This window comes from Limnohabitans sp. Jir72 (assembly GCF_003063575.1).
In the GTDB taxonomy this organism is placed as follows: domain Bacteria; phylum Pseudomonadota; class Gammaproteobacteria; order Burkholderiales; family Burkholderiaceae_C; genus Limnohabitans_A.
Genome location: NZ_NESC01000010.1, coordinates 100,333 through 127,311, shown reverse-complemented (window position 1 = coordinate 127,311; position 26,979 = coordinate 100,333). Strand labels below are relative to the sequence as shown.

Below are 26,979 nucleotides of genomic sequence, written 5' to 3'. Positions count from 1 at the left end.
TCTCGGGGCCGTGGGTGTGGGGTTTGGGCTGTATGCCTTCGGGGCGCAGCAGCTCGGTGGTGGGCAGCACTTCAAAGCGCACCTCGATGCGCCACTGGCCGGTCAGGCGTTGGGCGTCGGACAGGGCTTGCGGGATGAGTGAGGGGTTTGCGCTGTTCTTGCTGCTGTTGTGATCCCGCGCCGTGTCTTCGCTGACGTTTTCGATGACGGTGTGGGTGGACAGGGTCAGGTATTCGATGTTGGCCGCGTCTTGCGGGTGTTTGTGCAGGGCAAAGGTGTGGCCTGCTGCGATGCCGCGCACATGGCCTGCGCCGCTGGCGCGTTGGCCTGCTTGGCGCAGCGCTTGCATGCGCAGGCGTGCCAGGTGTTGGCCTTGGGGCTCGGTTTGGTTGGCCTGGGCGGTGTCAGAGCCTTTGCCCGCACCTTTGTTTTCTTGGGCGTAGTCGCTGCCCGGCAAGCTGCCGCTGGCGGTGCTGCCGATGCCGCTGTCATTCCCAGGCGTTTGGCCTGTGCGCACCTTGCCCCCGCGCCACAGGTACACCTCTTGGTTGGCCTGGCCTGTTTGGCGGGGCTGGGCTTGGCTTGCACCCAGGGCCACTTTGGGGCGGGTGTAGTCGTATTCGCGGCTGGCGTATTGGCCTGCTGTGAGCCGCTCGCTGGGGGTGAAGGCGTGGATGTACTCCTCGTCCACCTTGTGGCCAGGGGGGTAGTAGGCAATGCGGTGGTAAGCGCTGTCGCTTTGGCCCTTTTGCAGGGGGCTGAAGGCGCCATTGTGGTCTGACAGGATCAGGCGGTGCACACCGCCCGAGTGCTCAAAGTGGTAGTTGATGCCCCACTCTTGCATGAGACGGGTGATGAATTCAAAGTCGGTTTCGTTGTACTGCACGCAGTAGTCGCGAGTCGGATACGTTTCGATCAGGCGCACTTCGGCCGCAAAGGCGTAGTCGGCCAAGACTGCACGGATGACCTCAACCGGGGTTTGGTCCTGGAAGACTTTGCAATCACTGGTCAGCGTGGCCAGGTGCAGCCAGGGGCGCAGGGTGAGCGCATACAGGGCGTGGCGGCTGTCGGTGCCCAGGTGGCGGGCGGCGGTGATGAGGCCAGACAGTTCGCGAACGCCTGCGCCCAGGTTGGCTGCGCCCAAGTTGCCCGCCAGACCCGCCACAAAGCTGCCGTGCCCGTCCAGAGCGATGGCGCAAGTGATCTCGCGCCCGACCATGTCGTGCAGGGGAAAGTTGCTGGCGTCGTTGGCGGCAAACTGCAGCGCATCAGGGCTTTGCAGGATGAGGGTGTATTCAAAGAGGGTGTTGACGGCCTCATGGCCCGAGAGCTTCAGGGGCACAAGCGCAGCAGCGCCTGCCACCTGCGGGATGGCGGGGCTGGTGATGGTGAGGACACGGGGGGATTTGAATAAGGACGTCATATGTTTCTTTGGATCAATAAGATGCCCATGTCAGCCGTGCTCGGCAGCGCTGGTACCCAGCAATGTGCAACCGCATGCCGTTTTGTGTCCTTCCAATGCAACCGGAATGCCGTTGATGAGCATGCTGGGTTCGCCTTCGACAATGGCGTTGATGCCGTGCCCTTTTTGGGGGCAGTCGACTTGGTCGCCCAAGCGTGCAATTGCTTTGCCGTTGATCTGTTGCGTCGCTGAGCCGCTGATGACTCGTCCGCCGTGATCGGTCGGGTCGCCGACAACGATGACTTTGCGGCCCATCAGCGCACACCCCACAGTTCCATTTGCAAACCGGCAAAGCTTTTGGCAATGTGCAGCCCTATGCCCCCGTGGCTTTGCATGTGTTCCCAGTGCGGCCCACTGGCTTCGAGCTGGAAGTAGACGTAGCCGGCGTTGAAGGGAATTTGCCTGGGTGGCACCGGCAGCGAACGCAGCCCGATGCCAGGCAGGTGCAAGCGCACCAGTTCAGGCAAGCGGTCGGACGGTGCCACTTTGCCGTGTGCAGCGAATTGCTGTGCGAGTTGGTCTGTCGGGACGTTCGCTGCAACAGCCAGAACGATGTGGCTGAAACCTCGGATCTCTGCAGGATCAAGGCTGGCAAGGTACATGCCGTGTTGCTTGGCCTCCAGAGGAATGGCCTGCGCACTGCGAACGAGTACGTTGTTGAGCAGTTCTCGGGTGTCTTCAACCAGTGGTTTGAAGGTGTTGTACGGGTCCAGGTGCTGGTAGGCGGGCACAGCGTTGGGCCTGCGCGTTTGCACACGGATAAAGGTGGACAGTTCTCCGGACATGCTGCGCAGCAGTGTGTAGGCGTGTTCAGGCGATGTTTCCTTCACACGCAGCATGTGATCGAGCAGAGGTTCGTAGCGGTTGAGTATTTGCAGCAGCAAGAAGTCACTGACTTCGGCAGCCTGGGTGGCGCCATTGCCGCCACTGCCGCTGAGCCGTTCAGCCAATTGCTCTGCACGTTGCCGGGTGGTGCCATGCAATTGCGATAACCATTGGTTGAGCAATTCACTGGCGCCATAGCGGTTGACCGGAGGGATGATGGCGGATTCGAGCTCCACGCTGCCATCGGATCGCAAAGCGGTGATTTTGGCGATGGGCAGTCCCATCCATGCACCGGTGAGTTCTTTTTCGGGCACCAGCGCCATGCGCAAGTGACTGAGCTGAACGCTCTTAGGGCCTTGCCCAATGGAGTTGGAGTCGGTCAGTTCGGTGTCAAAGACGCTGTACCTTGCACTGCTGCCGGGTGCATTTTCGAAAGTTGTCTCTTCGCTGTTGGGCACCCGAATGGACAATGCCAAATGGATCGTTTGCCCAAGGTGTTCGGGTTTGAGGGTCAGCGGTGCGGGTGGCGGTGTCTGCCCTGGAATGTCGAACGGCGTGCCATCGGCGCTAACACCTGAGGCTTGTGCCACGACAAGCTTGCCCAGAGTCAGGGATTCCGGGTCAATCCGCAGATCGCTGAAGCCCCAAAAGAAGGGAGACAAGGGCAGGCTGCGCTTGTGCGCAAAGGTTTCCAGATAACGTTCTTGTTGCTGAAAAAGTTGCGGGCGAAGAAAGAGTCCTTCGCTCCAGGTGACTTTGTTGGTCCAGGTCATGGTGTTTAACGTCGTTCAGGGAGCGGGGATCAGCACGATGCCTTGCGGTTGGAGCTGGATGGTCATGGTGAGTTTGTTGCTGGGCAGCATTGCGCGATACCAAGCAGCGGTGGGCGCTTCCTTGAGCGGGTGGATGACGCGCCAGGTGCTGTTGGCCAAGTCGCGGTAGCCCGCCAAGATGCCCAACGCACTGGTTTGGTTGTGACTGCTCCGCTCAATCGTTCGTGTCTCACCCGGACGAAGAATGAATTCGTCTTTGGCCAGCATGTCTGCACCCAGAATGCTTTTGTCCATGCTGTTCAGGCCAAAGTAGTCAGCCTCGCCAAAGGTGTTGCTGTCTTTGAGTTCATACAGACGTACCTTGATCGGCGAAGGGCGACCACTGTCATCGGGATTGGTGGCGGCGGGCGCTTCAATTTTGAGCAGCAACTTGGTGGGCTCCTTGGCCTCTTGTGACGCAGCCATGCCGCAGCCAAGAGAGAGGAACAGCCACACCAGATGCCGTAAAGCAACAGACTTTAAATGGCGCATGGGACTCGCAGGAACACGTTAAAACGGTGCCGCCTGGCGGCGGCAAGCCGCCAGGCTGAGCAAAAGATTCCCCGTCTTTTGACGGGGACTTCATCAAGCTTCTTTGTTCAACTTGATGTCGTAGCCGGCAGTCACAGCGCCGCCTGAGCCGCCTTGCTGGTTTTGCACGGTGTATTCCTGTTTGACCTTGGCAAAGGACAGGCTGATTTTTTCCTTGATGCGCTCTTCGCTGCTGGAGCCTGCAGGTTGTACGTTGGTGATGACCACGTCCGTCATGGTGATCTTGAGGTATTCCAGGGGACTACCGCCCGCTTTGCGAACAACCAGCTTGGCTTCTGGGATGTGCTTGCCTGTGAGACAGAACTTCATCAGGTTAGGGCTGGAACGATCGACGTAATGCACAAAGTTCAGGTCCTTGACGGTGGCTTTGCCGGAACCACCACCAGAGCCCATGTGCATGTTGGAGTCCTGGAAAATTTGCCAGTCCCAGTTCAGAACTTCGATTTCGTTTTTGTGCGCAGAGTCCATGCTCTCGCCGTCAATGCCGTTGATTTTCAGAAAAATGTCTTGTGCCATGTTGGGCTCCTTGATGTGTGTGACAGACTTGATTTATGGGATTATTTTTTGAGATCAGGCTGCGGCCTTGACCGAGGGCAACTTGGCCACCAGGCGCAAGCTGACCGTCAAACCTTCGAGCTGAAAGTGAGGGCGCAAGAAAAACTTGGCACCGTAGTAGCCGGGATTGCCTTCGATGTCTTCAACCACGACTTCCGCAGCGGCGAGTGGGCGTCGGGCTTTGGTTTCCTGGCTGGAGTTGGCGGGATCAGCATCCACGTAATTCATGATCCATTCGTTGAGCCAGCGCTGCATGTCTTCACGCTCTTTGAAGGCGCCGATCTTGTCGCGCACGATGGACTTGAGGTAATGGGCAAAGCGTGTGCTGGCAAACAGGTAAGGCAAGCGCGCAGACAAGTTGGCATTGGCCGTTGCATCTGGGTCCATGTATTCCTGAGGTTTTTGCAAGGACTGCGCACCGATGAAGGTGGCATGGTCTGTGCCTTTGCGGTGCACCAGTGGAACAAAACCCGCTTTGGCCAATTCGGCTTCACGGCGATCTGAGATCGCGATTTCGGTGGGGCACTTCATGTCGAAGCCGCCGTCATCGGTGGGGAAGGTGTGGCAAGGCAGGTTTTCAACCGTGCCGCCAGACTCCACACCGCGGATCATGGTGCACCAACCGTAGAGCTTGAAGCTGCGGTTGATGTTGACGGCCATGGCGTATGCCGCGTTGTTCCAAACGTAGTTCCGGTGGTCTGCGCCTTGGGTGTCTTCCTCAAAGTTGAAGGCGTCCACAGGATTGGTTTTGGCGCCGTAGGGCAAGCGTGCCAAAAAGCGTGGCATGGCCAGCCCGATGTAGCGTGCGTCTTCGGTTTCGCGCAGGGAGTTCCAGGCTGCATGCTCCAGGTTGCCGGTGATTTTGGCCAAATCACGTGGATTAGCGAGCTCTTGCCACGAGTCCATTTGCAAGTTCGATGGCGCAGCACCAGCAATGAATGGGGCATGTGAGGCGGCGGCGATTTTGGCCATTGCACCGAGCAACTCAACATCTGGCGGTGTGTGGTCAAAATAGTAGTCCGCCACCAGGCAACCGTAGGGCTCACCGCCCAGTTGGCCGTATTCCTCTTCATACAGTCGCTTGAAGAGTGGGCTTTGATCCCAGGCCACACCTTTGTAACGTCGCATGTTGCGACGAAGCTCTGTTTTACTGATGTCCATGAAGCGGATCTTGAGCATTTCGTCTGTTTCGGTATTGGAGACGAGATGGTCCAGTCCACGCCATGCAGATTCCAGACTTTGGAAATCTTCATGGTGCAAGATGAGGTTGATTTGACCGCTGAGTTTTCGGTCAATTTCAGCAATGATGGCTTCGATGCTGGCGTAAGCATCGTCACTCATCGTGACCGTGTTGCTCAATGCTTGCTCAGCCAGCGTGCGGACAGCTGCTTCAACAGCTTCTCGTTGTTCGTCACCTTTGGGCTTGAACTCCTTGTCAAGCAATTGCGAAAACACACTGGGGTCAGCGTATTGAGTTGGGGCTTTTTCAGCCGAGGTTTTTGCCATGATTTTGTCCTTTGAATTGATTGATTTGTGTGGAAATCAGACGTTTGACACGGCCTCTTTGGGCGCTGCAGCCAGCGTTTTCATCAGTCCTTGATCGGACAAGAGTTTGCGGACCAAATCCTCTGCACCGGACTTGCCATCCATGTATGTCTGCAAGTTGGCCAGTTGTGTGCGGGCATCGAGCAGTTGTTTGAGTGCATCGACCTTGGTAGCAACGGCCGCAGGAGAAAAGTCATCCATGCTCTCGAAGGTGATATCGACCATCACATGTCCTTCGCCCGTCAAGGTGTTGGGTACGCTGAATGCGACGCGTGGCGCAATGGCTTTCATTCGTTCGTCGAAATTATCGATATCGATTTCGAGAAATTTGCGTTCTGTGACGTCTGGCAAAGCCTCTACGGGTTTGCCAGAAAGATCGGCAAGAACGCCCATGACGAAAGGCAATTCAATTTTTTTCTCACTGCCGTAGATTTCAACGTCGTACTCAATTTGCACTCTTGGCGCGCGGTTTCGTGCGATGAATTTTTGACTGCTGTTGTTTGCACTCATGTGGACTCCCTTCAAAAAATAGCGAATGGTTGTTCTGAAACGACGCTTCAGATGTTTTCAATGACAGAGGTCGATTGATTCTTGGTGTCATGTCCGCCTGGCCCGCCATCTCGGACATGAACGACATAAGCAGATTTCTCGTCTAGATCAAGCTGCAGCTTTTGCGTCAGCATGTTTTCTCGCATGGCACCCAGCCAGACGTTGGCCAGCTTGGGCAATATCAGGCGTTCAATGTGCTGTGCGATGCGGCGTCCGCCTGTTTCATGCATTCCGCTGGCAGCGACGATCTGGGCAATGACAGGGGGGGTGTAGGTCAGTTCGATGCCGTGTTGTTGGTACATGCGATGAACGATTTTTTGCAATTGCAGTTGCGCCAACTCCGACAGAACCGATGTCGAAAGCGGGTAATAAGGCACCACCGAGATGCGCCCCAAGAAGGCGGCAGGAAATACTTTTCTAAGTTCTGGCTCTAGGGCCTGTGCCAAGGCCTGTGAATCTGGCTGTACGGCTGGGTCGTCACAAAGTTGCAGAGTCAGATCCGATCCTGTGTTGCTGGTCAGCAAGATCAGTGTGTTTTTGAAGTCAATGACTTGACCTTCCCCATCTTCCATCCAGCCTTTGTCAAAGACTTGATAAAACAACTCATGCACATCGGGATGTGCTTTTTCAACTTCGTCCAGCAAGATGACACTGTAAGGACGCCGCCGTACGGCCTCTGTAAGGACACCACCTTCGCCATATCCGACGTAGCCTGGGGGTGCACCCTTGAGGCTCGATACCGTATGAGACTCTTGGTATTCGCTCATGTTGATGGTGATCAGGTTGTGTTCACCGCCATAAATGCTCTCAGCCAAAGCAAGTGCTGTTTCGGTTTTACCCACACCAGAAGGTCCAACCAACATGAACACGCCCATGGGTTTGCCTGGGTCGGTCAAACCAGCCTTCGCAATGCGGACGCGCTCAACAATTTGTGCCAATGCAGCACTTTGGCCGATCACACGTTTTTCGAGCGTTGACTGCAGATCCTCAATCGCTTTGAGTTCATTGCGCAACATGCGACCGACCGGAATACCGGTCCAATCCGACACGATGCTTGCGACCACTGCAGCACTGACAACTGGATGAATTTCTGGCTGATCTTCCTGAATGATCTGCAATCTGGCCTGCAGTGCTGCCAGTGATTCCAGGGTTTCCTCCGAATCCTGTTGCTCCGCTGGCTGCCACAGTGACACCATGGCTTCAACGACGCTTTTTTCTTTTGCCCATCTGTCTTGTATTTGGGCTTGTTTTTGTTGCAATTCACGCAAGCGCTGTTCTACTGCGTGGATTGCCGTGTCATTTTGAAGGCCTGCTGTGGCTTCGTGCCGGAGCATTTCCAGTTGCGCTTGTTGGTCCTGGATTTGGGCGTCACATTCTTGCAACGCTCGCGGGGGTGCATGCAAAGACATCGCCACTCTGGCGCAGGCGGTATCCAGCAAGCTGACGGCTTTGTCTGGCAATTGCCTGGCGGGTATGTATCTGTGGGACAGCGTCACAGCAGCACGAATCGCCTCGTCCAACACGACGACTTTGTGGTGGTGGACGAATGCGGGGACCAAACTCCGCACCATCGTGATGGCTTGGTCTTCTTCGGGCTCGTGAACCTGCAACACTTGAAAACGACGCGTCAATGCCGGGTCTTTTTCAATGTATTTTTTGTACTCACTCCATGTCGTGGCACCGATACACCGCAAGCCACCCCTAGCGAGCGCGGGCTTCAATAAATTGGCCGCATCTGCGGTGCCACTTTGCCCACCGGCACCCACGAGGGTATGCACCTCATCAATGAACAGAATCACCGGGGTCGCACTTTCGCTGGCCTCTTTCAGCAATTGTTTCAATCGCGACTCAAACTCACCCCTCATGCTGGCACCAGCAAGGAGCGATCCAACATCCAACGACAAAAGCCGAACGTGCTGCAATGCTGGAGGCACTTTCCTCTGCACTATGGACAGCGCCAGCCCCTCAACAACTGCTGTTTTACCCACACCAGCGGAGCCCGTGAGCAGCGGGTTGTTTTGTCGACGTCGCAAAAGGATGTCAACCAGCGTGCGCACCTCGTGTTCACGCCCCATCACGGGATCAATGTCGCCCCGCTCTGCCAGACTTGTCAAATCCGTGCAGTACCGCTTAAGGGCACTTTGTTCGGCGCTGTGCGGCGTGAATTCGTCGTTACCGTTTGATGGTGCATTCAAATCACCAGACGAACCTTGATCAAAGGCTTTCGCCTGATCTTCACTTGATGCTTTCAGTTGACTCCTCAGACTGTCTGCATCCACGTTGTGCGGCCATTTCAGCAATTGTGGCGATATCGCCTGCAGTGTCGCTCTCGCTTGTGGATCTGCAAGCATGGCCGACAAGAGCCAAGCGCCTCGAATTTTGTGGTCACCGCAGCAGAGGGTTGAAAAACTCCAAGCTTTTTCAATCACGCGCTCGATTTGCACACTGAAATCATGCAACCCGCCGTCTTGCTGATTGAGCTTTTGAATGGCCTGAATGAAATCCTGGTCCAGTTGAGCCTCGTGCGTGCCATGCGCCAACAGTACCAAACGCATATCTCCGTTCGGGATCTGCCATATTTGGTACAGCCAGTGCAGCAACTCCACATAGGCATGCCCTTTGAGCTTAGCGAACGCTGTTGCAGCCTCAATCGCACTGAACAAGGGCGTGTTGAGCTTGCCAAACAACACTCTTCTTGGAATTTGCATAGATACCTTTTCACCAACAAAACCCTTCGACTCGGGTCAGCGCACTCAGCAACTAAAAGCTGAGGTCCGTCGCCGTCTCAGGCAACGAAGTCGCGAGTTTCTATGGGTGGTATCTTAATTGCAAATATTATTTAAAAAGTACTATACAAAGCCTTAAAAGTACTTTTATGCGCTACTTTCCTTGCTTTCTGTCGTGCGGAGCAATTGCGTCATGAACTCAGGCACCCAAGTTCGCGCCGCAATGCAAACAGACATGGGGATCCGCTCAGTCAATGGCAAATGTGAGTCGGTGGCCACTTGATCGGCATATTCCTGAACAATCAGCTCAAGTCTGCGTCTCAGGTGCTCCCCTGCTTGGCGCGATATCCGGACATTCACAATTTTCAGAATTTCGACAGATTCATTAAAGTGATGGTCAAAGTAATCATCCGCCATCCCTGTCACCATGGTCATGATAGGGCCGCTGGCGATCCAGCTGAAATGTCGGGCAACCAATAATTTGTAGCGGTTAGCGGGTTGCAACTCGATCAGCCCAATCCTCTCTAGCGCGCCCAAATGCTTGACACACTCAACCTCCGAAATGTTGAGGTGCTGGATCACATCTTCCAGAGACCAAAGATTCATGACACACACGGCAAGAACCAACAGCTCTTTGTTTTGCGTCAGCTCCTCTTCTTGTTTCCATGTCAGCTGATTCAAGAGCTTTCGCTTACGAGGCGTGCTGTTCAATAAATCGGACAAGTCCAATTGCAAGCAATGGCATATCTGTTCGAGCCGTTCTAAAGTGCAATCATTGCTGCTGATAATCCTCTTCACCGATGATTCGGACAGCGACAAAGTATCGGCCAGGTTGCGGTAAGTCATCCCACGTGCTTTCAAGTGCGCGCGAATCGAATCAAAAACAAACACTCTTGACATACGGGTACTTTGGTTTTAAATATATATTTTAATCAGTCCTTCACATGCACACGCCCCTGCTACGCATCCACCACGCCGCCATCATCTGCGCGGACTACACACGATCCAAAGGCTTTTACACCGAGGTGTTGGGCCTTCAGGTGCGGGCAGAAAACTACCGCCAGGCACGCGATTCCTGGAAGTTGGATTTGGCCCTGCCCGATGGTGGACAGGTCGAGTTGTTCTCATTCAAGGGCGCGCCACCGCGCCCAAGCTACCCCGAAGCACAGGGCTTGCGGCATCTGGCGTTTGCGGTGAACGATGTGAGTGAATGGTCAGCGCATCTGCAAGCCCAAGGCATCGCGGTCGAGGACATCCGCACCGATGAGTACACCGGCCAGCGCTTTGTGTTTTTTGCCGACCCGGATGGCTTGCCATTGGAGTTGTACGAAGTGCCAGCTCAGAGCACATCGCCGTCGACGTAATACCAGCGCCCGTCTTCGCGCACAAAGCGGCTGCGTTCGTGCTGGCGCACGGCTTTGCCACCTGTGCGAAAGCGCGCCACAAATTCCACCTCGGCAGTGTGCTCGCCCGTGCTGCGGTGCTGCTTGATCTCAAGCCCCAACCACTTGGTGCCAGTTTCCAACACCAGAGAGGCTGGTCTTTGACTGCTATGCCAAGTGGCCAGCAAGTAAGGCGCATCGCCCAGCACAAAGGCGGTGTAACGCGAGCGCATCAGGCTTTCGGCGTCCGGGGCATTGCGGCTGATGTGATGTGGGGCGCAGCAAGCCTCAAAACTCAATGCCTGGCTTTTCCCCTTAGCACGACCGCAGGGACAATGTGTCAGGTTCATGGGCTGATTTAAGCAGGTGGTTTCAGTGCCCCAAAAGGGCTGCTGCATGGGCAGTCATGCCGGGGCTTGAAGCAGACGATCGCGTCAAAAGTGTTGATCCAATTTGCACAAAAACAGCGGACAATCGCTTAACTTCTTTTTGCCCAATCGACCCCATGACCCAGCCCCCGGTTTTCAAACGCGCCCCCCGACCCGAAGGCAAGGGCGAAACAGCCGCCGCCAGCGGCACCTCGCGCCTGAACAAACGCATGGCCGAGTTGCGCATGTGCTCACGGCGCGAGGCCGATGCCTGGATCGAGCAAGGCTGGGTGCAGGTCAACGGCCTGCCCGCCAGCATGGGCCAGCAAGTCACGCTGTCGGACCGCATCACCATCGACAAAGCGGCTGAGCAACAGCAAGACCGGCAAGTCACCATCTTACTGCACAAGCCTATGGGCTACGTGAGCGGCCAAGCCGAAGACGGGCACGAGCCGGCCATCACCCTCATCAACCCGCGCAGCCACTGGGGGGGCGATCCATCCAAGCTGCGCTTCACCCCGCCGCACCTGCGCGGGCTGGCTCCAGCCGGGCGACTGGACATCGACTCCACTGGCCTGCTGGTGCTGACGCAAGATGGCCGCGTGGCCCGTCAGCTGATCGGTGAAGACTCCGAAATGGAAAAAGAATATCTGGTGCGCGTGGCCTACACCGGCCACGAGAACACCGCCGCCGCATCGGCCGCATCCGCTACCTATGGCGGCAAAGCCAACCAGCTCACCGTCATTGGCGACTTCGACCGCGTCAGCGCCAATGTGCAAGCCGTGTTCCCCAAAGAACAGCTGGAGCGATTGCGCCATGGCCTGAGCCTGGACGGCAAGCCCCTCAAGCCCGCCAAAGTGGACTGGCAAAACCCCGAGCAATTGCGCTTTGTGCTGACCGAAGGCAAAAAGCGCCAGATCCGCCGCATGTGCGAGCAAGTCGGCTTGAAAGTCGTGGGCCTCAAACGCATCCGCATGGGCGGCGTGCAGCTGGGCCAGATGCCTGCGGGCACTTGGCGGTATTTGGGGCCGAACGAATCGTTTTGACGGTGCTTGGATGCATATCGAAGCACGCCATGTCGGAGCTAAAGCTACCGACCTACAAAATACCCCGTAGGTCGGCGGCTTTAGCCCCGACAAGCTCACCAACCCCCTTTGGAGACGCCCTGTGACCCTGAAATTCACAACCGCCTTTTTCATCGCCACCGCACTGACCACAAGCGCCGCCTCAGCCCAAACCGGCAGCCTCAACGCGATTTGCAGCACCGATCAAGGCTGGTGCGAAATGGCCGCCAAAGAATTCACCAAGGCCACGGGCATCACCGTCAACCAAACGCGCAAAGCCACCGGCGAAGCACTGGCCCAATTGCGCGCCGAAGCGGCCAACCCCAAGACCGACATCTGGTGGGGCGGCACCGGTGACCCATTTTTGCAAGCTGCCGAAATCGGTCTGCTGGCCCCCTACCGCCCCGACTACCTGAACGACCTGCACGGCTGGAGCGTGCGCCAGTACGCCATGACACAAAACATGGTCGGCGGTTTCTACACCAGCGCCATTGGCTTTGGCTGGAACACCGAACTGCTCAAGAAAAAGAAACTGCCTGCGCCCCAATGCTGGTCCGACATGATCAAGCCCATCTACAAAGGCGAGGTCGAAATCTCACACCCCGCTTCCAGCGGCACGGCCTACACCATTCTGGCCGGGCTGGTGCAGCTGATGGGCGAGGACGCCGCCTTTGACTACATGAAGGCCCTGCACAAAAACGTGACGCAATACACCCGCAGCGGCACCGCCCAGGCGCCCAATGTGGCCAAAGGCGAAGTGGCCGTGGGCATCAGCTTCATCTTTGGTTTTGACATGTGGCGCCACCAAAAATACCCCGTGGCCACCACCGCACCCTGCGAAGGCACCAGCTACGAAATCGGCGGCATCGCCATGGTCAAAGGCGCCCGCAACGCGGCCAACGCCAAGCGCTACTACGACTGGCTCATGAGCCCGGCCGGCCAAAGCATCGGCGCCAAAGCCGACAGCCTGCAAAGCCCAGCCAACAAGACCTTCAAGCCCGACCCGCGCATCCCGTCCATGGACAACGTGCGCTTGATCAAATACGACTTCGAAAAATACGGCAAATCTGCCGAGCGCCGCCGACTGCTGGAGCGATGGAACAAGGAAGTTGGGGCGTTGGCGAAATGAATGGGGCTAGAATTCAAATTTCTTACCATTTCTCGATCGATGAGGCGTCTCATGTCCACCACCACAACCCTGTCCAGCAAATTCCAAATCTCGATTCCCAAAGGGGTTCGCGAAGAACAATCTTGGGTGGCGGGCCAGAAATTTGTGTTCATTCCCAAAGGCAAGGGCATGCTGCTCATGCCCATGCCTGAACTCAAAGACTTAGCAGGTTTGGCCAAGAACGCCAAATCCAAAGAGCACCGCGACCGCAAGGATCGGGTGTAATGCCTTCAGCGCCTTCGCTCCGTTGGTGTGTCGTGGACACCTCCGCGTGGATCGAATTTCTGATGCTCACGCCACTTGGCAAAAAATTGGCACCTCACTTTCCCTCTCAAGATCAATGCATCGTTCCCACGCTGGTTCAATTAGAACTGTCCAAATGGATGCTGCGCGAAATGGGCGAAGACGAAGCTGATCAGGTGATTGCCTACACGCAGGAATGTGTCGTCACACCGCTGGACACAACGATTGCCCTGCTGGCCGCCCAATTGAACAAAGACCACAAACTGGCCACTGCCGATGCCATTGTTTACGCAACTGCCTTGAACAAAGGCGCAACATTGCTGACCTGCGACGCCCATTTCGAGCACCTGCCCCATGTGGTGTATTGGTCCAAAAAAACCATCCATTGAGCGTCAACGTTTACCCCTCTTGAAACCATGCCTGACGCCCCAAGCTAATGGGCGTTTTGGTTTTTTGATCTTTTTTTACCTGTTGAATCCCTATGAGCAAACAAACCCATGCCTTTCAGGCCGAAGTCGCGCAACTGCTGCACTTGGTCACCCACTCGCTTTATTCCAACCGCGAAATTTTCTTGCGCGAGCTGATCTCGAATGCCTCGGACGCCTGCGACAAATTGCGCTTTGAAGCGCTCAACAACAACGGCCTTTATGAAGACGCACCTGACTTGCAAGTGCGCCTGAGCTTTGACCAAGCCGCCAAAACGCTGACCATCACCGACAACGGCATCGGCATGACGGCGCAAGAAGCGATTGACCACCTGGGCACGATCGCCAAGAGCGGGACCAAAGACTTTGTGAGCAAGCTGAGCGGCGACCAAAAGTCAGACGCGCAGCTGATCGGCCAGTTTGGCGTGGGTTTTTATTCGGGCTTCATCGTCGCCGAAAAAATCACCGTCGAAACCCGCCGTGCAGGCACGGCAGCGGCAGAAGGTGTGCGCTGGATCAGCGGTGGTACAGGCGACTTTGAGGTCGAGACCATTACCCGCGCTGAACGCGGCACCAGCGTGATCTTGCACCTGCGCGAAGAGGCGATGGAATACGCCAACACCTGGAAGCTCAAAGAAATCGTTGGCAAGTACGCCGACCACATCAGCCTGCCCATCTTGATGGAAAAGGAAGAATGGCAAGACGGCGAACTGATTGACCCCAGCAACGAAGAAGCTGGACGCAAGCCCGGCGGCATGCTCAAGACCGGCGAGTGGGAAACCATCAACAAGGCCAGCGCCTTGTGGACCCGCCCCAAGAAAGACATCAGCGACGAGCAGTACGCTGATTTTTACAAACAGATCAGCCGCGATTTTGAAGCCCCGCTGACCTGGACGCACAACCGCGTGGAAGGCAGCACCGAATACACCCAGCTGCTGTACATCCCCGGCAAAGCGCCACAAGACCTGTGGAACCGCGACAAGAAGGCCGGCATCAAGCTGTACGTCAAGCGCGTGTTCATCATGGACGAAGCCGAAGCGCTGATGCCCAGCTACCTGCGTTTTGTGAAGGGCGTGGTGGATTCGGCCGACCTGCCCCTGAACGTGAGCCGCGAGCTGCTGCAAGAAAGCCGCGACGTCAAAGCCATCCGCGAAGGTTGCACGAAGCGTGTGTTGTCCATGCTGGAAGACTTGGCGAAACACGACAAGGCGCCAGAAAGCACAGACGGTGTGACTGATGTTTTAAGCGAGGAAGACAAAGCGAAGCTCGGCCAATACTCCAAGTTCTACGCCGAGTTCGGCGCGGTGCTCAAAGAAGGCCTGGGCGAAGACTTTGGCAACCAAGCGCGTTTGTCCAAACTGCTGCGTTTTGCTTCATCGACCCACGACACCGTGAGCGTGAGCTTTGCCGACTACAAAGCCCGCATGAAGGAAGGCCAAGACGCCATCTACTACATCACCGCCGACACCCTGGCCGCCGCCAAGAACAGCCCACAGCTCGAAGTCTTCAAGAAAAAAGGCATCGAAGTGCTGCTGATGACCGACCGCGTGGACGAGTGGGCGCTGAACTTTGTGAACGAATTCGACGGCACCCCGCTGCAGAGTGTGGCCAAAGGCGCATTTGACCTGGGCAAGCTGCAAGACGAAGAAGAAAAGAAAGCCGCCGAAGACGCGGCCGAAACCTTCAAGCCCGTGCTGGCCAAGCTCAAAGAAGCGCTCAAAGACAAAGCCGAAGACGTGCGCGTGACCAGCCGACTGGTGGACAGCCCAGCCTGCCTGGTGGTGACCGACGACGGCATGAGCATGCAACTGGCCCGCATGCTCAAGCAAGCTGGGCAACAAGCCCCCGAAGTCAAGCCCGTGCTGGAGGTCAACCCCGAACACGCGCTGGTCAAAAAGCTCGACGGCTCGGTCCACTTCCACGATCTGGCCCACATTCTGTTTGACCAAGCGCTGCTGGCCGAGGGCGGCTTGCCTGCAGACCCTGCGGCTTATGTCAAGCGGGTGAATGCGCTGCTGAGCTGATCGGCGCGTACCTCAAACAAAAGGGGCGGCACCTGTGGGTGCTGCCCCTTTTTTCTTGGGTGCTTTGAAAGTCAGGCTTTCAAGGCGTCCTTGTAGACCGAGTTCACCGGCTGGGCCATCACCTTGCGCAGCATCGGCTCAAAGGCTTCGATGGGCAGCGTGTCGTAACTCGCATCAAACGCCGGGTCGTCGTAGAGCGCGATGAACTCTTCGGTTCGGGCGTAATGCGGGTGGTCTTTGAACATGTCGCGCATATTCCGGTCCATGCCGATGTGGTGAAAGAAGTTGTAGCCCTGAAAAATCCCGTGGTTTTGCACCATCCACAAATTGGCTTCAGAGACAAAGGGTTTGAGGATGGCGGCGGCGATGTCCGGGTGGTTGAAGGTGCCCAGCGTGTCCCCAATGTCGTGCAGCAAAGCACACACCACGTATTCATCATCACGCCCGTCGCGCAAGGACCGGGTGGCGGTTTGCAGGCAGTGGGTGTAGCGGTCCACCGGAAAACCACCGTAGTCGCCATCGAGCAGTTTCAAGTGCGCCATCACCCGGTCGGGCAGTGATTTGGTGAATTGCATGAACTCCCCGGCAATCAGGGCCCAGTCTTGGTGTGTGCTGTCTTGCATGCGGATAAATTGGGCACGGTCGTTCATGGGCACTCCTGAATTTTGAAACCACCAGCGTACAGGTTCGAATGGCTGCGAACTGTCCATTAGATGACTGCCCTTGATCCGCCCCCTTGAAGTCTTGAACAGCATTTAAGAGATGATTTTTTTGCAGGAGCCCACCCCTGTGGGCGATGGGCCTGTCACACGCCCTCCATTCGCCCTGCAAACCATCGCCCACGGGTGGGCTCCTACAAAGACAAGACAGCAACATGGGCCATTCAAACAACGGCCTGCAGCGAAAACGGTCAAGGTCCGAGCCATGCCGCGCAGCCGATTCGCCAGTAACCCAAAAGACAAGCGCCCCCTCGCCCATCGGCTAAATTGGCAACATGCACACCCTCCCCGCCGACCCCGCCCTCATCGATTCCCGTCAAGCTGCCTGGCGCTTGCTCGTCACGCTGGGGCTGGTGGTGCTGGGCAACAGCAGCATGTACATCGTCTCGGTGGTGCTGCCGGAGGTGCAGGCCGAGTTTGGGGTGGGCCGGGCCGATGCGTCGCTGCCTTACACGCTGATGATGATCAGCCTGGGCTTGGGCGGTTTGCTCACGGGCCGCATGGCCGACCGGCACGGCTTGATGCCCGTGCTGTGGGTGGGTGCGCTGGCGGTGTGTGGCGGTTTTGTGTGGGCAGGCATGTCGGGCAGCATCTGGGCTTTTGGACTGGCGCATGCGCTGATGGGTTTTGTGGGCAGCTCGTCCACCTTTGCACCCTTGATGGCCGATACGGCCTTGTGGTGGAACCGCCGCCGGGGCATTGCGGTGGCCATTTGCGCCAGTGGCAATTACATCGCGGGCACGATCTGGCCGCCGCTGGTGCAGCATGGCGTGGAGACCATCGGCTGGCGTCAGACCTACATCCTGCTGGGCATCTTTTGCGGCGTGGGCATGTTCTTGCTGGCCACACGCATGCGCCAGCGCCCGCCGCTGGTGACCCTGACACCAGCCAACGCGAACGCCCCGGTGTTGGACCGCAGCCGTCCGTTTGGCCTCAAGCCTTCTGTGGCGCAAGGCTTGTTGTGCGTGGCGGGTGTGGCGTGTTGCGTGGCCATGTCCATGCCGCAGGTGCACATCGTGGCCTATTGCACCGACTTGGGATTTGGCGCAGCGCGCGGGGCCGAAATGCTCTCGCTCATGCTGGCCAGCGGCATCGTCAGCCGCCTGGTATTTGGCGTGATCAGCGACCGCATTGGGGGCATCCGCACTTTGCTGTTGGGCTCCATGCTGCAGGGCGTGGCGCTGCTGATGTTCTTGCCTTTTGATGGCTTGGTGCCGCTGTACCTGGTGTCGGCCATGTTTGGCCTGTTTCAGGGCGGCATCGTGCCGGCCTACGCGATCATCATCCGCGAACACTTTGACCCCAAAGAAGCCGGCGCCCGGGTGGGTGCCGTCATCATGGCCACACTGCTGGGCATGGCCTTGGGGGGCTGGATGTCAGGCTGGGTGTTTGACCTGACGGGCAGTTACCACGCGGCCTTTTTGAATGGCATCGCGTGGAACTTGCTCAACCTGTGCATCGCCAGCTGGCTGTTTTGGCGGGTGCGTCAGGCGGGCTGAAACACACCGGCCAGCTGCACAGAGCGGCTGGCTTCTTGCACCACATTGCCCACCATGTCGGCGGTCACCGCCGACAGCGTCCAGCCCAGGTGGCCGTGACCGGTGTTGTAGAACACGTTGGCTTTGCTGCCGCGACCGACGCGGGGCAACATGTTCGGCATCATGGGGCGCAGGCCGGCCCATGGCACCACCGAGCGGGTGTTGATCTTGGGGAAGCACTGCTCCACCCACTGGATCAAGGGGCGGATGCGGTCGGCGCGGATGTCGCGGTCCACACCATTGAACTCGGCCGTGCCCGCCACGCGGAAACGGTTCAGTCCCAAGCGGCTGGTGACCAGCTTGGTCTCGTCGTCCAGCAAGCTCACGTTGGGCGCACCGGCCTGGCTTTGTTCGTCGTTCAGGTTGACGGTGATCGAATAGCCTTTGACGGGGTAGATGTTGACGCGGTCACCCAGTTGCGAGGCGAAGTCGCGGCTGGCCACGCCCGCACACACCACCATGCCGTCGAAGGTGTGCACGGTATTGCCTTCATCGCCAGCCACCGTGATGACGGCTTGTTGGCCGTCGCTGCGCACCGATTTCACATCTTGTCCGTACAAAGTCTTCACACCCAGGCGCTCGGCTGCTGCAGCCAGGCCGTTGGTGAACTTGTGGATGTCACCGGTCGAGTCGCTTTCGGTGAAGTAGCCACCGTAATAAGTGCCCGCCAGGGTGGGCTCGATGGCCTTCATTTCCTCGGGCGTCACAGCGCGGCGGGGCAAGCCGCCTTTGGCCAGCATTTGCGAGACGCGACCGGCATGGTCAAAGCCCTTTTTGTCGCGGTAGATGTGCAAGATGCCTTCTTTCTTCAAGTCGAAGTCGATGCCCTCTTCTTGCGCCCAGGCAAACAGGTGCTGGCGTGCAGCCACAGCCAGCCGGGCGGTCTCGACGGTGTTGCGCTCGTAATGGGGCATGGCCGCGATGAACTCGGCAAACCACGACAGCTTGTGCCAGGTCGGTGCGGGGTTGACCAAGAGCGGTGCATCGCTTTTGAGCATCCACTTGATGCCCTTGAGGATGGTGGACCAGTGGGTCCAGACCTCGGCGTTGGAAGCCGAGAGCTGACCGCCGTTGGCAAAAGAGGTTTCCATCGCGGCATAGCGATGGCGTTCGAACAAGGTGACGGCAAAGCCGCGTTTGGCCAAGGAATAGGCGGTGGTGACGCCGGTGATGCCGCCGCCAATAACTGCAATGGTTTTCATGAAAGTGAGCTTTCCTAGACGTCAAAGGATGGGGCCACCGCATGCAAGCCGCATGACGGTGGCGCCCCCTCTGTATCAGGACCTGAGAGATTCACGACACGCGCAACGGCGCATCGCTTGCTCCTTCGGTGCACTGGCGGACGATGACGCCAGCAGCTCTTCAGAGAATTGGCATGTGACCGGTCCTTTGGCCTGAGAGTTTCCGGGGCGGTTGCTCCTTCGGCGCTGCCTGCCGCAAGCGGTGGCAGTCTCTCCCGATCACATGTCGACACAAGGTCGATGGTTTTCAATCATTTTAGTTGGCCAAGTAGGCCTTCACCAGTGCAATCCAATACGCGCTGCCCGTGGCGATGTTGTCATCGTTGAAGTCATACGCCGGGTTGTGCACCATGCACGCGCCGGCCGAATCGCCGTCGCCATTGCCAATCAGCAAATAGCTGCCCGGCACTTTCTCCAGCATGAAGGCAAAGTCCTCGCTGCCCGTCAGTTGCGGCCCGTTCGGGGTGACGCGCTCTGGCCCCACCAAATCGAGCGCCACTTGGCGGGCAAATTCGGTTTGCGCCGTGTGGTTGACCAGCACGCAATAGCCTTGCCGCCATTCCACCTCGGCCCGCACGCCAAAGCTCTCAGCTTGCGCGGTCACCAGCCCCTTGATGCGTTGCTCCAGCAACAGGCGCACCTGCGGGTCAAGCGCTCGCACGCTCAGCTCCAAAGTGGCCAGCGCCGGGATCACGTTGTTGGCCTGCCCAGCGTGCAAAGCACCCACGGTGACCACGGCGGTGTGCAGCGGGTCCACATTGCGCGAGACGATGGTCTGCAAGGCCATGACGATGGAAGACGCCGCCACCAGCGGATCGGCACTGCGGTGCGGCATCGCGCCGTGGCCGCCGGTGCCGTGGATGCGGATGGTGACGTAATCGCTTGAGGCCATGGCCGCGCCATCGCGGAACACCAAGTGCCCCACCGGCATGCCGGGCATGTTGTGCATGGCAAACACGGCGTCGCAGGGGTGGTGCTCAAACAAGCCATCGTCCATCATGCGCACCGCGCCGCCGCCACCTTCTTCGGCGGGCTGAAAAATCAGGTTCAGCGTGCCGTCAAATTCCGGCGCTTGCGCGATGGCTTTGGCCGCGGCCAGCAGCATCGCGGTGTGGCCATCGTGGCCGCAGGCGTGCATCAGGCCTTGGCGTGTGCTGGCCCACTCGGCGCCGGTGGCTTCTTGAATGGGCAAGGCGTCCATGTCGGCGCGGATGCCGAGCTTGCGCTCGCTGCTGCCGCGCTTCAAAGTGCCCACCACGCCGGTGCCGCCCAGACCGCGGTGCACTTGGTAGCCCCAGCTTTGCAGCTTGGCCGCCACCAGGTCCGAGGTGCGGTGCTCTTCAAACGCCAGTTCGGGGTGGCGGTGGATGTCTCGCCGCAGCTGGATGAATTCGCCCACCCGTTCGGTGAGCGCATCGCGCAGATACGTCATGTCACTGAGGCTGCAGGTTGATGGACTTGGCAATCGCGCGGAACTGCGCCGTGCCATCGGCATAGGCTTTGCCCACGGCTTGCAGCGACAAGGGCTTGGCCACCAGCTGGCTGTTGGCTTCCAGACCGGCGTGCACGGCCGGGTCGTTCAGCGCATCGGTGATGGCTTTGTGGATGACCTGCACGATCGGCTCGGGCGTGTCCTTCTTGACGAAGTAGCCGGTCCAAATGTTGAAAGTGAAGTTCTTGAGTGACTTGCTTTCGGTGATGGCGGGGTAATCCTTGACCGAGTCCAGGCGTTCGCTGTTGAGCATGGCCAGCACTTTGAGCTTGCCCTGCTTTTGCAGTTCGTCATAAGCCTTGCCAAACGGTGCCAGGAAGATGTCCACCTGACCACCCAGCAAATCCTGGTTAGCAGGCGCCGCGCCTTTGTAGGGCACATGGATCATCGGGATGTTGGTGATCTTGGACAGGTGCTCACCCAGCAAGTGGTAGAACGAGCCCGGGCCCACGCTGGCATAGGTGATGGGGCGGCCTAGTGCAGCCTCTTTGCGGGCATATTCCAAAAACTCGTCCACGGTGCGCACAGGCAAGTCCTTGCGGGCCAAAAAGCCGATCTGCGCGGTGGCGATCATTTGCACCAGACGGAAGTCTTCGCTCTTGAACTTGACGGCCGAGATGGCCAAAGGTGCCAGGATCAACTCGTTGGGCGAGCCCTGGAAAATGATCTGGCCATCGGCGGGCGCGTTCAGCACTTTTTGCGCCGCGATCGAACCGCTGGCGCCGCCCAGGTTGTCCACGATCACGGGCTGGCCCAGCTGCTTGGACAAGGTGTTGTTCACCGTGCGGGCGATCACGTCGGAGATGCCGCCTGCGGGGTAAGGCACCAACAAGGTGACGGCTTTGCTGGGGTAAGTTTGGGCGCTCACGGCGCTGGCCAGCAGCAGGCTGCTCAGCAAGGCGACTGCGCGACGAAGGGTTTTGCTCATGTCTCGACTCCATCAAAAGTAGTTGTGTGGGGCCATCGTAAAAAGCCATTCTTATAATGTCCAATGCATTTTTATGACAAATAGCATGATTTTCAGTTATGAATTGGAGTGCCCATGACCTTGGTTCAACTCAAGCACCTGATCGAGCTGGCCAACAGCGGCTCTTTCAGCCAGTCGGCCCTCAAGCTGCACCTGACGCAACCGGCGCTCAGCCGCAGCATCAAGGCGCTGGAAGACGAACTGGGCCAAGCCCTGTTCGACCGCATCGGCCGTAAGAACGAGCTGACGCCGTTTGGCCAACACATCGTGCGGCGCGCCCGCGTGCTGGTGGACGAGGCCAACGAGCTGCGCATGACCAGCCTGCAATTGCAAAAAGGCGAGATCGGCCAGTTCCGCGTGGGCATGGGCTCGGGTCCTGGAGCCATGCTGGTGACGCCACTCTTGATGCTGATGGCCAAAGAGCATCCACAGGCGCACATCGACATCTCGCGTGGCAGCACGGCCTTACTGGTGCAAGCCCTGCGCGACCGCCAGCTGGATGCGCTGATCCTGGACATCCGTTCGCTGCAACCGGCCACTGACCTCAAAGTACAAGCGTTGCAGGAAATGAAAGGCACCTTCATGTGCCGCAAGCAACACCCGCTGGCCAAAAAACGCAGCGTGCCCTTCGAGATGCTGCTGGACTACCCGATTGCATCCACCCCCTTGAGCGACGAGGTGGCGCGCATCCTGATGGAGCGCTTTGGGCCACGCGCTCACCCCGACAACATGGTGAACCTGCGCTGCGAAGAAATTTCAAGCTTGCTGGATGTGGTGCGCCACAGCGATGCCATCGTGTTGGCGATCCGCGAATCAGCGCCCGACCTGGTGGAGCTGCCAGTCACGCCCGCGCTGAACGCCCAAGCCCGCTTTGGCCTGGTGACGATTGAAGGGCGCAGCGAAGCGCCCTTTTTGCCCAAAGTGCGGGCGCTGATGGACCGGGTGATGCGCGACCGGGCCTGAGGTCAAAGACCGGGCACAAAACCCGCGCCCTGCATCACCCCACGCGCACGCCGCTGGCGCGGTCAAACAGGTGCGACTGATCGGCTTGCCATTGCAGGTGCACCGCATCGCCCACTGCGGCTTGCAACACGCCAGGCACACGGGCTGTGAGCTTACCTGCGGCGGTGTCCACCGTGGCATAGGTTTCAGGGCCGGTGGGCTCGATCATGCTGAGCTTGCCGGGCAGGCCTTGGTTGGCAAAGCTGATGCTTTCAGGGCGCAGGCCATAAACCAGATCTGCGCTGCCGTGCGCTTGCACGGCGGCGCGTTGCGCATCGGTGATGGGCAGCTCCACGCCATGGGCCATCAAAGCCTGGCCAGTCCTCTGCGCATCCACCATGTTCATAGCGGGCGACCCGATGAACTCGGCCACAAAGCGGTTGGCCGGGTGGTTGTAAATCTGCGCAGGCGTGCCGAACTGTTGCACCCAGCCGTCTTTCATCACGGCAATGCGGTCGCCCAGCGTCATGGCCTCGACCTGGTCGTGCGTCACGTAGACCGTGGTGGTTTTTGTGCGCTGGTGCAAGAGCTTGATCTCGGCGCGCATTTCCACGCGCAGCTTGGCGTCGAGGTTGGACAGCGGCTCGTCAAACAAAAACAGCTTGGGGTCACGCGCCAGAGCACGGCCCATGGCCACGCGCTGACGCTGCCCGCCCGACAGCTGGCCCGGCTTGCGGTCCAGCAGGTGGCCAATTTGCAGCATGGCCGACACGCGGTCCACGGCGGCCTTGCGCTCGGCCTTGGGCACTTTGCGGATCTCCAGACCAAAGGCGATGTTTTGCGCCACGGTCATGTTGGGGTAGAGCGCGTAGCTCTGGAACACCATGGCGATGTCGCGGTCCTTGCTGGGCAGGTGGGTCACCTCGCGCTCGCCAATGTGGATGGCGCCGCTGGTGGGGTGGTCCAGTCCCGCGATCATCGACAACAGCGTCGATTTGCCACAGCCAGAAGGCCCCACCAAAATCAAAAATTCACCGGCCTCGATCTCCAGATCGATGCCCTTCAAGATGTGGACCGTCTCGTTGTAGGTCTTGTGGATGTTGCGAATGGCGAGTGCGCCCATGATGTTTTTCCTTTAGCCCTTGACGGCGCCAGCGGTGAGGCCGCGCACAAAATATTTACCAGCCACCACGTACACAAACAGGGTGGGCAATGCCGCGATCAAGGCCGCAGCCATGTCGACGTTGTATTCCTTGACGGCGCTCGATGTGTTGGCCAGGTTGTTCAGGCCCACGGTGATCGGCTTGCTGTCAGCGCCCGAGAACACCACGCCGTACAAAAAGTCGTTCCAGATGTTGGTGAACTGCCAAATCAGCGTGACCACCAAGATGGGCAACGACAACGGCAACACGATGCGGCGAAAGATCATCCAAAAACCCGCACCATCGAGCTGAGCCGCTTTGATCAACTCGTCTGGCAAGCCGATGTAGTAGTTCCGAAAGAACAATGTGGTGGACGGAATACCCGCCACGACGTGCACCAGCATCAAGCCCCACACCGAGCTAGCCACGCCCAGCCAGCCGAGCACCTGGCTCATGGGCAGCAGCACCACCTGCATGGGCATGAACACGCCAAACAGCATGAAGGCAAACAGCGTCTCGCTGCCTCGAAACTTCCATTTGGAGAGCACATAACCGTTGAGCGATCCGATCAGGGTGGACAGCAACACCGCAGGCACCACCATCACCATCGAGTTCCAGAAATAAGGCTTGAGGCCCTCGCACTGCACACCGGTGCAGGCGGTGTCCCAGGCCTTGAACCACGCGTCCAGCGTGGGCGCGGTGGGCAGGCTCAGCAGGTTGCCTGCGCGCAGTTGCTCGGCGTCTTTGAGCGAGGTGGTCAGCATCACATACAGCGGCACCAAAAACCAGGCCGCAAACAGCAGCAGCATGGTCCACAGGATCAGGCGATGAAAATAAAGAGAAAAAGGCTTCGCGGGGTTCATCGCTTGCTCCGCAATTCAGAATAAAGGTAGGGCACCACAATCGCCGCCACGGTGGCCAGCATCACGGTGGCACTGGCCGCGCCCACGCCGATCTGCCCGCGTGTGAAGGCGGTGGCGTACATGAAAGTGGCGGGCAAATCCGTGGCGTAACCGGGGCCTCCTGCAGTCAGCGCCATGACCAGGTCAAAGCTCTTGATCGCCAGGTGCGAGACCACCATCAGCGTGCTGAAAAACACCGGCCCCAAGCTGGGCAAAATGATGCGCCAGTAAATGCGCGGCAAACTCGCGCCGTCCACTTGGGCGGCCTTGATGATCGAGTCGTCGATGCCGCGCAGTGCGGCCAGAAACAGCGCCATGACAAAGCCCGCGCTTTGCCACACGCCTGCAATGACCACACAGTAAATGGCCATGTCCTGATCGACCAGCCACTCGAACTGAAAATCCGTATAGCCCCAGCTGTGCATCAGGTGCTGCAAGCCCAGACCGGGGTTCAAAATCCACTTCCAGGCGGTGCCTGTGACGATGAACGAGATCGCCATGGGGTACAGGTAAATGGTGCGCAACACGCCCTCACCGCGCACCTTTTGGTCCAGCAAGATGGCCAGCAAAACGCCCAGCGCCATCGCGCCGCCGATGAAGCAAAAGCCAAACACCGCCATGTTGGTCATGGCCACGCGAAAGCGGTCGCTGTCCAGCAAAGCGCTGTAGTGCTGCAAGCCCACAAATTCGTAGTTGGGCAGCAGGCGTGAGGCGGATACGGACAGGTAACCGTTCCAGGCCATCAGGCCATAGATGAACAGCAGCGAGAGTACAAAGCTGGGCGCAATGACCAGCTTGGGCAGCCACGCGGCTTGCTGAGGGGAGGATGAAGACATGGGTGATCCAATCGGGGGCCAGCGCGGGCTGCAAGCTCGTGACCTGCAGCCCGGTGGCTAAAGAAACAACAAGCCCGCTGGGCTTGTGCGAGCCGACCGCATGGCCAGCTCAAAGACTCACTTGACCCTGGCGGCCGAAGCGATCTTGGCTTGAGCGTCTTTCGTGCTAATCTTGTCGTCGTTCCAGAACTGGCTGACGGCGTCTTGAATGGCGCCCGATGTGGCCGAGCCAATGGCCATGCCGTGGGCGACCGATGGCACCAAGCCGCCGTTCTTGGCCGTGGCCACGAAGTCGTTGGCGCTGAGCTTGGCGCAGTCGTCAAACTTGGCCAAGTTCATGTTCAAACGCACCGGGATGGAGCCCTTGTTCAGGTTGAAGACTTCCTGGAACTCGGTGGACATGATGGCCGAGGCCAGGTCTTTCTGGGCCTTGGTGTTGTCTTCGTTTTTCAGCTTGAACATGGCAAACGAGTCCACGTTGAAGGTGAAGGCCTTGGCGGTGCCAGGAGCGGCCACGCAAGAGAAGTCAGCGCCGGGCTTTTTGCCAGCGGCCACGAATTCACCCTTGGCCCAGTCACCCATCAACTGCATACCGGCTTCGCCCTTGATGACCATGGCGGTGGCCAGGTTCCAGTCGCGGCCAGGCGCATTTTTGTCGGTGTAGGTCTTGACCTTTTTGAAGGTGTCGAGCACCTTGGTCATGGTGGTGCCGGTCAGGGTGGACTGGTCCAGTTGCACCAGCGCTTTTTTGTAGAAGTCGGCACCGCCAACGCCCAGCGCCACGCTCTCGAAGGTGGTGAAGTCTTGCCAGTTCTGTCCACCGTGGGCCACGGGGATGATGCCGGCCTTTTTCAGTGCTTCAGCAGCGACAAAGAATTCATCCCAATTGGTCGGCACTTTGGCACCGGCTTTTTTGAACGCAGCGTTGCTGGCCCACAGCCAGTTCACACGGTGCACGTTCACGGGGGCGGCGATGTAGTTGCCCTTGTATTTCATGACGTTGGCCACCACCGGGGGCAGCAGGCTGTCCCACTTTTCGGCCTTGGCCACATCGTCGATGTTGGCCAACACACCTTCAGCGGCCCACTCTTGCAAAGCGGGGCCTTTGATTTGCGCTGCAGCAGGGGCATTGCCCGAGACCACGCGCGACTTGAGCACGGTCATGGCGTTGTCACCGCCGCCACCGGCCACGGCAAAGTCTTTCCAGGTATGGCCCTTGCCTTGCAAGGTGGCCTTCAGAGCGGCCGCCGATTTGGCCTCGCCACCGCTGGTCCAGTAGTGCAGCACTTCCACTTCACCGGCATGGGCCGCCACGGTCAGCACAGCGGCTGCGGCCAAGATCGAACGCTGGAACATTTTCAAAGTTTTCAAGAGAGTCTCCTGGTGGGGGCCGTCGGCCCAAGATGGGTGTGCGAGGTGTCACAGACAGCCTGTCCATGACCTCGACGGTCTAATATTAATGTTTTGTTAATTTATTAACACTAGGTTAAACCCTAGATC

Annotated in this window: 26 protein-coding genes and 1 riboswitch; of the genes, 8 read left to right on the top strand and 18 right to left on the bottom strand. The window is 58.3% G+C overall.

Annotation, left to right across the window (positions count from 1 at the left end):
• From B9Z52_RS14475 to B9Z52_RS14435, 9 genes are all read right to left on the bottom strand, one after another.
• Nucleotides 1-1,423, bottom strand: a 1,423-nt coding sequence (locus B9Z52_RS14475) for a type VI secretion system Vgr family protein (protein WP_146182859.1), incomplete at its 3' end; no start/stop codon positions are given.
• 30 nt (nt 1,424-1,453) lie between these two features.
• The gene (locus B9Z52_RS14470; protein ID WP_108414555.1) at nt 1,454-1,717 is read right to left on the bottom strand and encodes a PAAR domain-containing protein; all 264 of its coding nucleotides are present in this window, start codon (nt 1,715-1,717) and stop codon (nt 1,454-1,456) included.
• A complete protein-coding gene (gene tssK, locus B9Z52_RS14465; RefSeq protein WP_108414554.1) occupies nt 1,717-3,060 on the bottom strand; it encodes a type VI secretion system baseplate subunit TssK in 1,344 nt (447 codons plus the stop codon). Before tssK ends, B9Z52_RS14470 begins: the two co-directional genes overlap by 1 nt.
• Nucleotides 3,061-3,075: 15 nt before the next feature.
• Nucleotides 3,076-3,591, bottom strand: a complete 516-nt coding sequence (tssJ, locus tag B9Z52_RS14460) for a type VI secretion system lipoprotein TssJ (protein ID WP_108414553.1) — start codon at nt 3,589-3,591, stop codon at nt 3,076-3,078.
• Between the two features lie 93 nt (nt 3,592-3,684).
• The gene (locus B9Z52_RS14455) at nt 3,685-4,167 is read right to left on the bottom strand and encodes a type VI secretion system tube protein Hcp (RefSeq protein ID WP_090137969.1); all 483 of its coding nucleotides are present in this window, start codon (nt 4,165-4,167) and stop codon (nt 3,685-3,687) included.
• 54 nt (nt 4,168-4,221) lie between these two features.
• Entirely contained in the window at nt 4,222-5,712 is a 1,491-nt protein-coding gene (tssC, locus tag B9Z52_RS14450; protein WP_108414552.1) for a type VI secretion system contractile sheath large subunit, read from the bottom strand.
• A gap of 36 nt (nt 5,713-5,748) precedes the next feature.
• The gene (gene tssB, locus B9Z52_RS14445; RefSeq protein WP_108414551.1) at nt 5,749-6,261 is read right to left on the bottom strand and encodes a type VI secretion system contractile sheath small subunit; all 513 of its coding nucleotides are present in this window, start codon (nt 6,259-6,261) and stop codon (nt 5,749-5,751) included.
• A gap of 47 nt (nt 6,262-6,308) precedes the next feature.
• A complete protein-coding gene (gene tssH, locus B9Z52_RS14440) occupies nt 6,309-9,008 on the bottom strand; it encodes a type VI secretion system ATPase TssH (protein ID WP_108414550.1) in 2,700 nt (899 codons plus the stop codon).
• 165 nt (nt 9,009-9,173) lie between these two features.
• Entirely contained in the window at nt 9,174-9,926 is a 753-nt protein-coding gene (locus B9Z52_RS14435; protein ID WP_108414549.1) for a helix-turn-helix transcriptional regulator, read from the bottom strand.
• Nucleotides 9,927-9,970: 44 nt separating this feature from the next.
• On the opposite strand from B9Z52_RS14435, the gene B9Z52_RS14430 reads away from it, so the two are divergent.
• Nucleotides 9,971-10,390, top strand: coding sequence for a VOC family protein (locus tag B9Z52_RS14430; protein ID WP_108414548.1), 420 nt, complete (start codon nt 9,971-9,973; stop codon nt 10,388-10,390).
• Here the strand turns inward: B9Z52_RS14430 and B9Z52_RS14425 are convergent.
• On the bottom strand, nt 10,366-10,758 hold the full coding sequence (locus tag B9Z52_RS14425) for a YchJ family protein (protein WP_108414570.1): 393 nt from the start codon (nt 10,756-10,758) through the stop codon (nt 10,366-10,368). The two genes, B9Z52_RS14430 and B9Z52_RS14425, sit on opposite strands and share 25 nt — an antisense overlap.
• Before the next feature lie 155 nt (nt 10,759-10,913).
• Between B9Z52_RS14425 and B9Z52_RS14420 the strand changes: the two genes are divergently transcribed.
• The 5 genes from B9Z52_RS14420 (at nt 10,914) to htpG (ending at nt 15,700) form a co-directional block, all read left to right on the top strand.
• Complete coding sequence (locus B9Z52_RS14420; RefSeq protein ID WP_108414547.1) at nt 10,914-11,822, top strand: pseudouridine synthase; 909 nt, start codon at nt 10,914-10,916, stop codon at nt 11,820-11,822.
• 121 nt (nt 11,823-11,943) lie between these two features.
• Nucleotides 11,944-12,969 carry an ABC transporter substrate-binding protein gene (locus B9Z52_RS14415; protein ID WP_108414546.1) on the top strand — a complete coding sequence of 342 codons (1,026 nt, stop codon included), beginning with the start codon at nt 11,944-11,946 and terminating at the stop codon, nt 12,967-12,969.
• Nucleotides 12,970-13,020: 51 nt separating this feature from the next.
• Nucleotides 13,021-13,233 (top strand): AbrB/MazE/SpoVT family DNA-binding domain-containing protein, encoded by a 213-nt coding sequence (locus tag B9Z52_RS14410; RefSeq protein WP_089962442.1) that lies wholly within the window; start codon nt 13,021-13,023, stop codon nt 13,231-13,233.
• Nucleotides 13,233-13,640 (top strand): type II toxin-antitoxin system VapC family toxin, encoded by a 408-nt coding sequence (locus tag B9Z52_RS14405; protein ID WP_108414545.1) that lies wholly within the window; start codon nt 13,233-13,235, stop codon nt 13,638-13,640. The genes B9Z52_RS14410 and B9Z52_RS14405 overlap by 1 nt, the downstream gene beginning before the upstream one ends.
• A gap of 92 nt (nt 13,641-13,732) precedes the next feature.
• Complete coding sequence (gene htpG, locus B9Z52_RS14400) at nt 13,733-15,700, top strand: molecular chaperone HtpG (RefSeq protein ID WP_108414544.1); 1,968 nt, start codon at nt 13,733-13,735, stop codon at nt 15,698-15,700.
• 71 nt (nt 15,701-15,771) lie between these two features.
• Here the strand turns inward: htpG and B9Z52_RS14395 are convergent, their stop codons facing one another.
• Nucleotides 15,772-16,350: an HD domain-containing protein gene (locus B9Z52_RS14395; protein ID WP_108414543.1), complete on the bottom strand. Its 579-nt coding sequence runs from the start codon at nt 16,348-16,350 to the stop codon at nt 15,772-15,774.
• Between the two features lie 344 nt (nt 16,351-16,694).
• Here B9Z52_RS14395 and B9Z52_RS14390 point away from each other — a divergent pair, with 344 nt between their 5' ends.
• Nucleotides 16,695-17,918: an MFS transporter gene (locus B9Z52_RS14390; protein WP_108414542.1), complete on the top strand. Its 1,224-nt coding sequence runs from the start codon at nt 16,695-16,697 to the stop codon at nt 17,916-17,918.
• On the opposite strand, the gene B9Z52_RS14385 is transcribed toward B9Z52_RS14390, so the two are convergent.
• The 3 genes from B9Z52_RS14385 to B9Z52_RS14375 all read right to left on the bottom strand — a co-directional run bounded on the left by B9Z52_RS14385 (nt 17,906) and on the right by B9Z52_RS14375 (nt 21,618).
• On the bottom strand, nt 17,906-19,159 hold the full coding sequence (locus tag B9Z52_RS14385) for a D-amino acid dehydrogenase (RefSeq protein WP_108414541.1): 1,254 nt from the start codon (nt 19,157-19,159) through the stop codon (nt 17,906-17,908). The genes B9Z52_RS14390 and B9Z52_RS14385 overlap by 13 nt on opposite strands.
• Nucleotides 19,160-19,329: 170 nt before the next feature.
• Nucleotides 19,330-19,426: riboswitch (glycine riboswitch) on the bottom strand.
• Nucleotides 19,427-19,454: 28 nt separating this feature from the next.
• Entirely contained in the window at nt 19,455-20,630 is a 1,176-nt protein-coding gene (locus B9Z52_RS14380) for a M20 aminoacylase family protein (protein ID WP_108414540.1), read from the bottom strand.
• A gap of 1 nt (nt 20,631) precedes the next feature.
• Nucleotides 20,632-21,618, bottom strand: a complete 987-nt coding sequence (locus tag B9Z52_RS14375) for a tripartite tricarboxylate transporter substrate binding protein (protein WP_108414539.1) — start codon at nt 21,616-21,618, stop codon at nt 20,632-20,634.
• A 114-nt stretch (nt 21,619-21,732) separates the two neighbouring features.
• Here B9Z52_RS14375 and B9Z52_RS14370 point away from each other — a divergent pair, with 114 nt between their 5' ends.
• Nucleotides 21,733-22,620 (top strand): LysR family transcriptional regulator, encoded by an 888-nt coding sequence (locus tag B9Z52_RS14370; RefSeq protein ID WP_108414538.1) that lies wholly within the window; start codon nt 21,733-21,735, stop codon nt 22,618-22,620.
• Nucleotides 22,621-22,654: 34 nt separating this feature from the next.
• On the opposite strand, the gene B9Z52_RS14365 is transcribed toward B9Z52_RS14370, so the two are convergent.
• From B9Z52_RS14365 to B9Z52_RS14350, 4 genes are all read right to left on the bottom strand, one after another.
• Nucleotides 22,655-23,722: an ABC transporter ATP-binding protein gene (locus B9Z52_RS14365; protein ID WP_108414537.1), complete on the bottom strand. Its 1,068-nt coding sequence runs from the start codon at nt 23,720-23,722 to the stop codon at nt 22,655-22,657.
• Nucleotides 23,723-23,734: 12 nt separating this feature from the next.
• Nucleotides 23,735-24,550 carry a carbohydrate ABC transporter permease gene (locus tag B9Z52_RS14360; protein ID WP_369907933.1) on the bottom strand — a complete coding sequence of 272 codons (816 nt, stop codon included), beginning with the start codon at nt 24,548-24,550 and terminating at the stop codon, nt 23,735-23,737.
• A 50-nt stretch (nt 24,551-24,600) separates the two neighbouring features.
• Nucleotides 24,601-25,479 carry a carbohydrate ABC transporter permease gene (locus tag B9Z52_RS14355; RefSeq protein WP_108414535.1) on the bottom strand — a complete coding sequence of 293 codons (879 nt, stop codon included), beginning with the start codon at nt 25,477-25,479 and terminating at the stop codon, nt 24,601-24,603.
• Between the two features lie 117 nt (nt 25,480-25,596).
• Entirely contained in the window at nt 25,597-26,835 is a 1,239-nt protein-coding gene (locus B9Z52_RS14350) for an ABC transporter substrate-binding protein (RefSeq protein ID WP_108414534.1), read from the bottom strand.
• Nucleotides 26,836-26,979: the final 144 nt, after the last annotated feature.

Bases quoted from the DNA above. Each gene is read 5' to 3' on its own strand.
- B9Z52_RS14375 (WP_108414539.1), bottom strand. From the start codon at position 21,618: ATGAGCAAAACCCTTCGTCGCGCAGTCGCCTTGCTGAGCAGCCTGCTG.
- B9Z52_RS14350 (WP_108414534.1), bottom strand. From the start codon at position 26,835: ATGTTCCAGCGTTCGATCTTGGCCGCAGCCGCTGTGCTGACCGTGGCG.
- B9Z52_RS14365 (WP_108414537.1), bottom strand. From the start codon at position 23,722: ATGGGCGCACTCGCCATTCGCAACATCCACAAGACCTACAACGAGACG.
- B9Z52_RS14410 (WP_089962442.1), top strand. From the start codon at position 13,021: ATGTCCACCACCACAACCCTGTCCAGCAAATTCCAAATCTCGATTCCC.
- B9Z52_RS14405 (WP_108414545.1), top strand. From the start codon at position 13,233: ATGCCTTCAGCGCCTTCGCTCCGTTGGTGTGTCGTGGACACCTCCGCG.
- tssB (WP_108414551.1), bottom strand. From the start codon at position 6,261: ATGAGTGCAAACAACAGCAGTCAAAAATTCATCGCACGAAACCGCGCG.
- B9Z52_RS14385 (WP_108414541.1), bottom strand. From the start codon at position 19,159: ATGAAAACCATTGCAGTTATTGGCGGCGGCATCACCGGCGTCACCACC.
- B9Z52_RS14395 (WP_108414543.1), bottom strand. From the start codon at position 16,350: ATGAACGACCGTGCCCAATTTATCCGCATGCAAGACAGCACACACCAA.
- B9Z52_RS14355 (WP_108414535.1), bottom strand. From the start codon at position 25,479: ATGTCTTCATCCTCCCCTCAGCAAGCCGCGTGGCTGCCCAAGCTGGTC.
- B9Z52_RS14360 (WP_369907933.1), bottom strand. From the start codon at position 24,550: ATGCTGCTGCTGTTTGCGGCCTGGTTTTTGGTGCCGCTGTATGTGATG.
- B9Z52_RS14435 (WP_108414549.1), bottom strand. From the start codon at position 9,926: ATGTCAAGAGTGTTTGTTTTTGATTCGATTCGCGCGCACTTGAAAGCA.
- B9Z52_RS14470 (WP_108414555.1), bottom strand. From the start codon at position 1,717: ATGGGCCGCAAAGTCATCGTTGTCGGCGACCCGACCGATCACGGCGGA.
- B9Z52_RS14420 (WP_108414547.1), top strand. From the start codon at position 10,914: ATGACCCAGCCCCCGGTTTTCAAACGCGCCCCCCGACCCGAAGGCAAG.
- B9Z52_RS14425 (WP_108414570.1), bottom strand. From the start codon at position 10,758: ATGAACCTGACACATTGTCCCTGCGGTCGTGCTAAGGGGAAAAGCCAG.
- B9Z52_RS14430 (WP_108414548.1), top strand. From the start codon at position 9,971: ATGCACACGCCCCTGCTACGCATCCACCACGCCGCCATCATCTGCGCG.
- B9Z52_RS14380 (WP_108414540.1), bottom strand. From the start codon at position 20,630: ATGACGTATCTGCGCGATGCGCTCACCGAACGGGTGGGCGAATTCATC.
- htpG (WP_108414544.1), top strand. From the start codon at position 13,733: ATGAGCAAACAAACCCATGCCTTTCAGGCCGAAGTCGCGCAACTGCTG.
- B9Z52_RS14455 (WP_090137969.1), bottom strand. From the start codon at position 4,167: ATGGCACAAGACATTTTTCTGAAAATCAACGGCATTGACGGCGAGAGC.
- tssC (WP_108414552.1), bottom strand. From the start codon at position 5,712: ATGGCAAAAACCTCGGCTGAAAAAGCCCCAACTCAATACGCTGACCCC.
- B9Z52_RS14370 (WP_108414538.1), top strand. From the start codon at position 21,733: ATGACCTTGGTTCAACTCAAGCACCTGATCGAGCTGGCCAACAGCGGC.
- tssH (WP_108414550.1), bottom strand. From the start codon at position 9,008: ATGCAAATTCCAAGAAGAGTGTTGTTTGGCAAGCTCAACACGCCCTTG.
- B9Z52_RS14390 (WP_108414542.1), top strand. From the start codon at position 16,695: ATGCACACCCTCCCCGCCGACCCCGCCCTCATCGATTCCCGTCAAGCT.
- tssJ (WP_108414553.1), bottom strand. From the start codon at position 3,591: ATGCGCCATTTAAAGTCTGTTGCTTTACGGCATCTGGTGTGGCTGTTC.
- tssK (WP_108414554.1), bottom strand. From the start codon at position 3,060: ATGACCTGGACCAACAAAGTCACCTGGAGCGAAGGACTCTTTCTTCGC.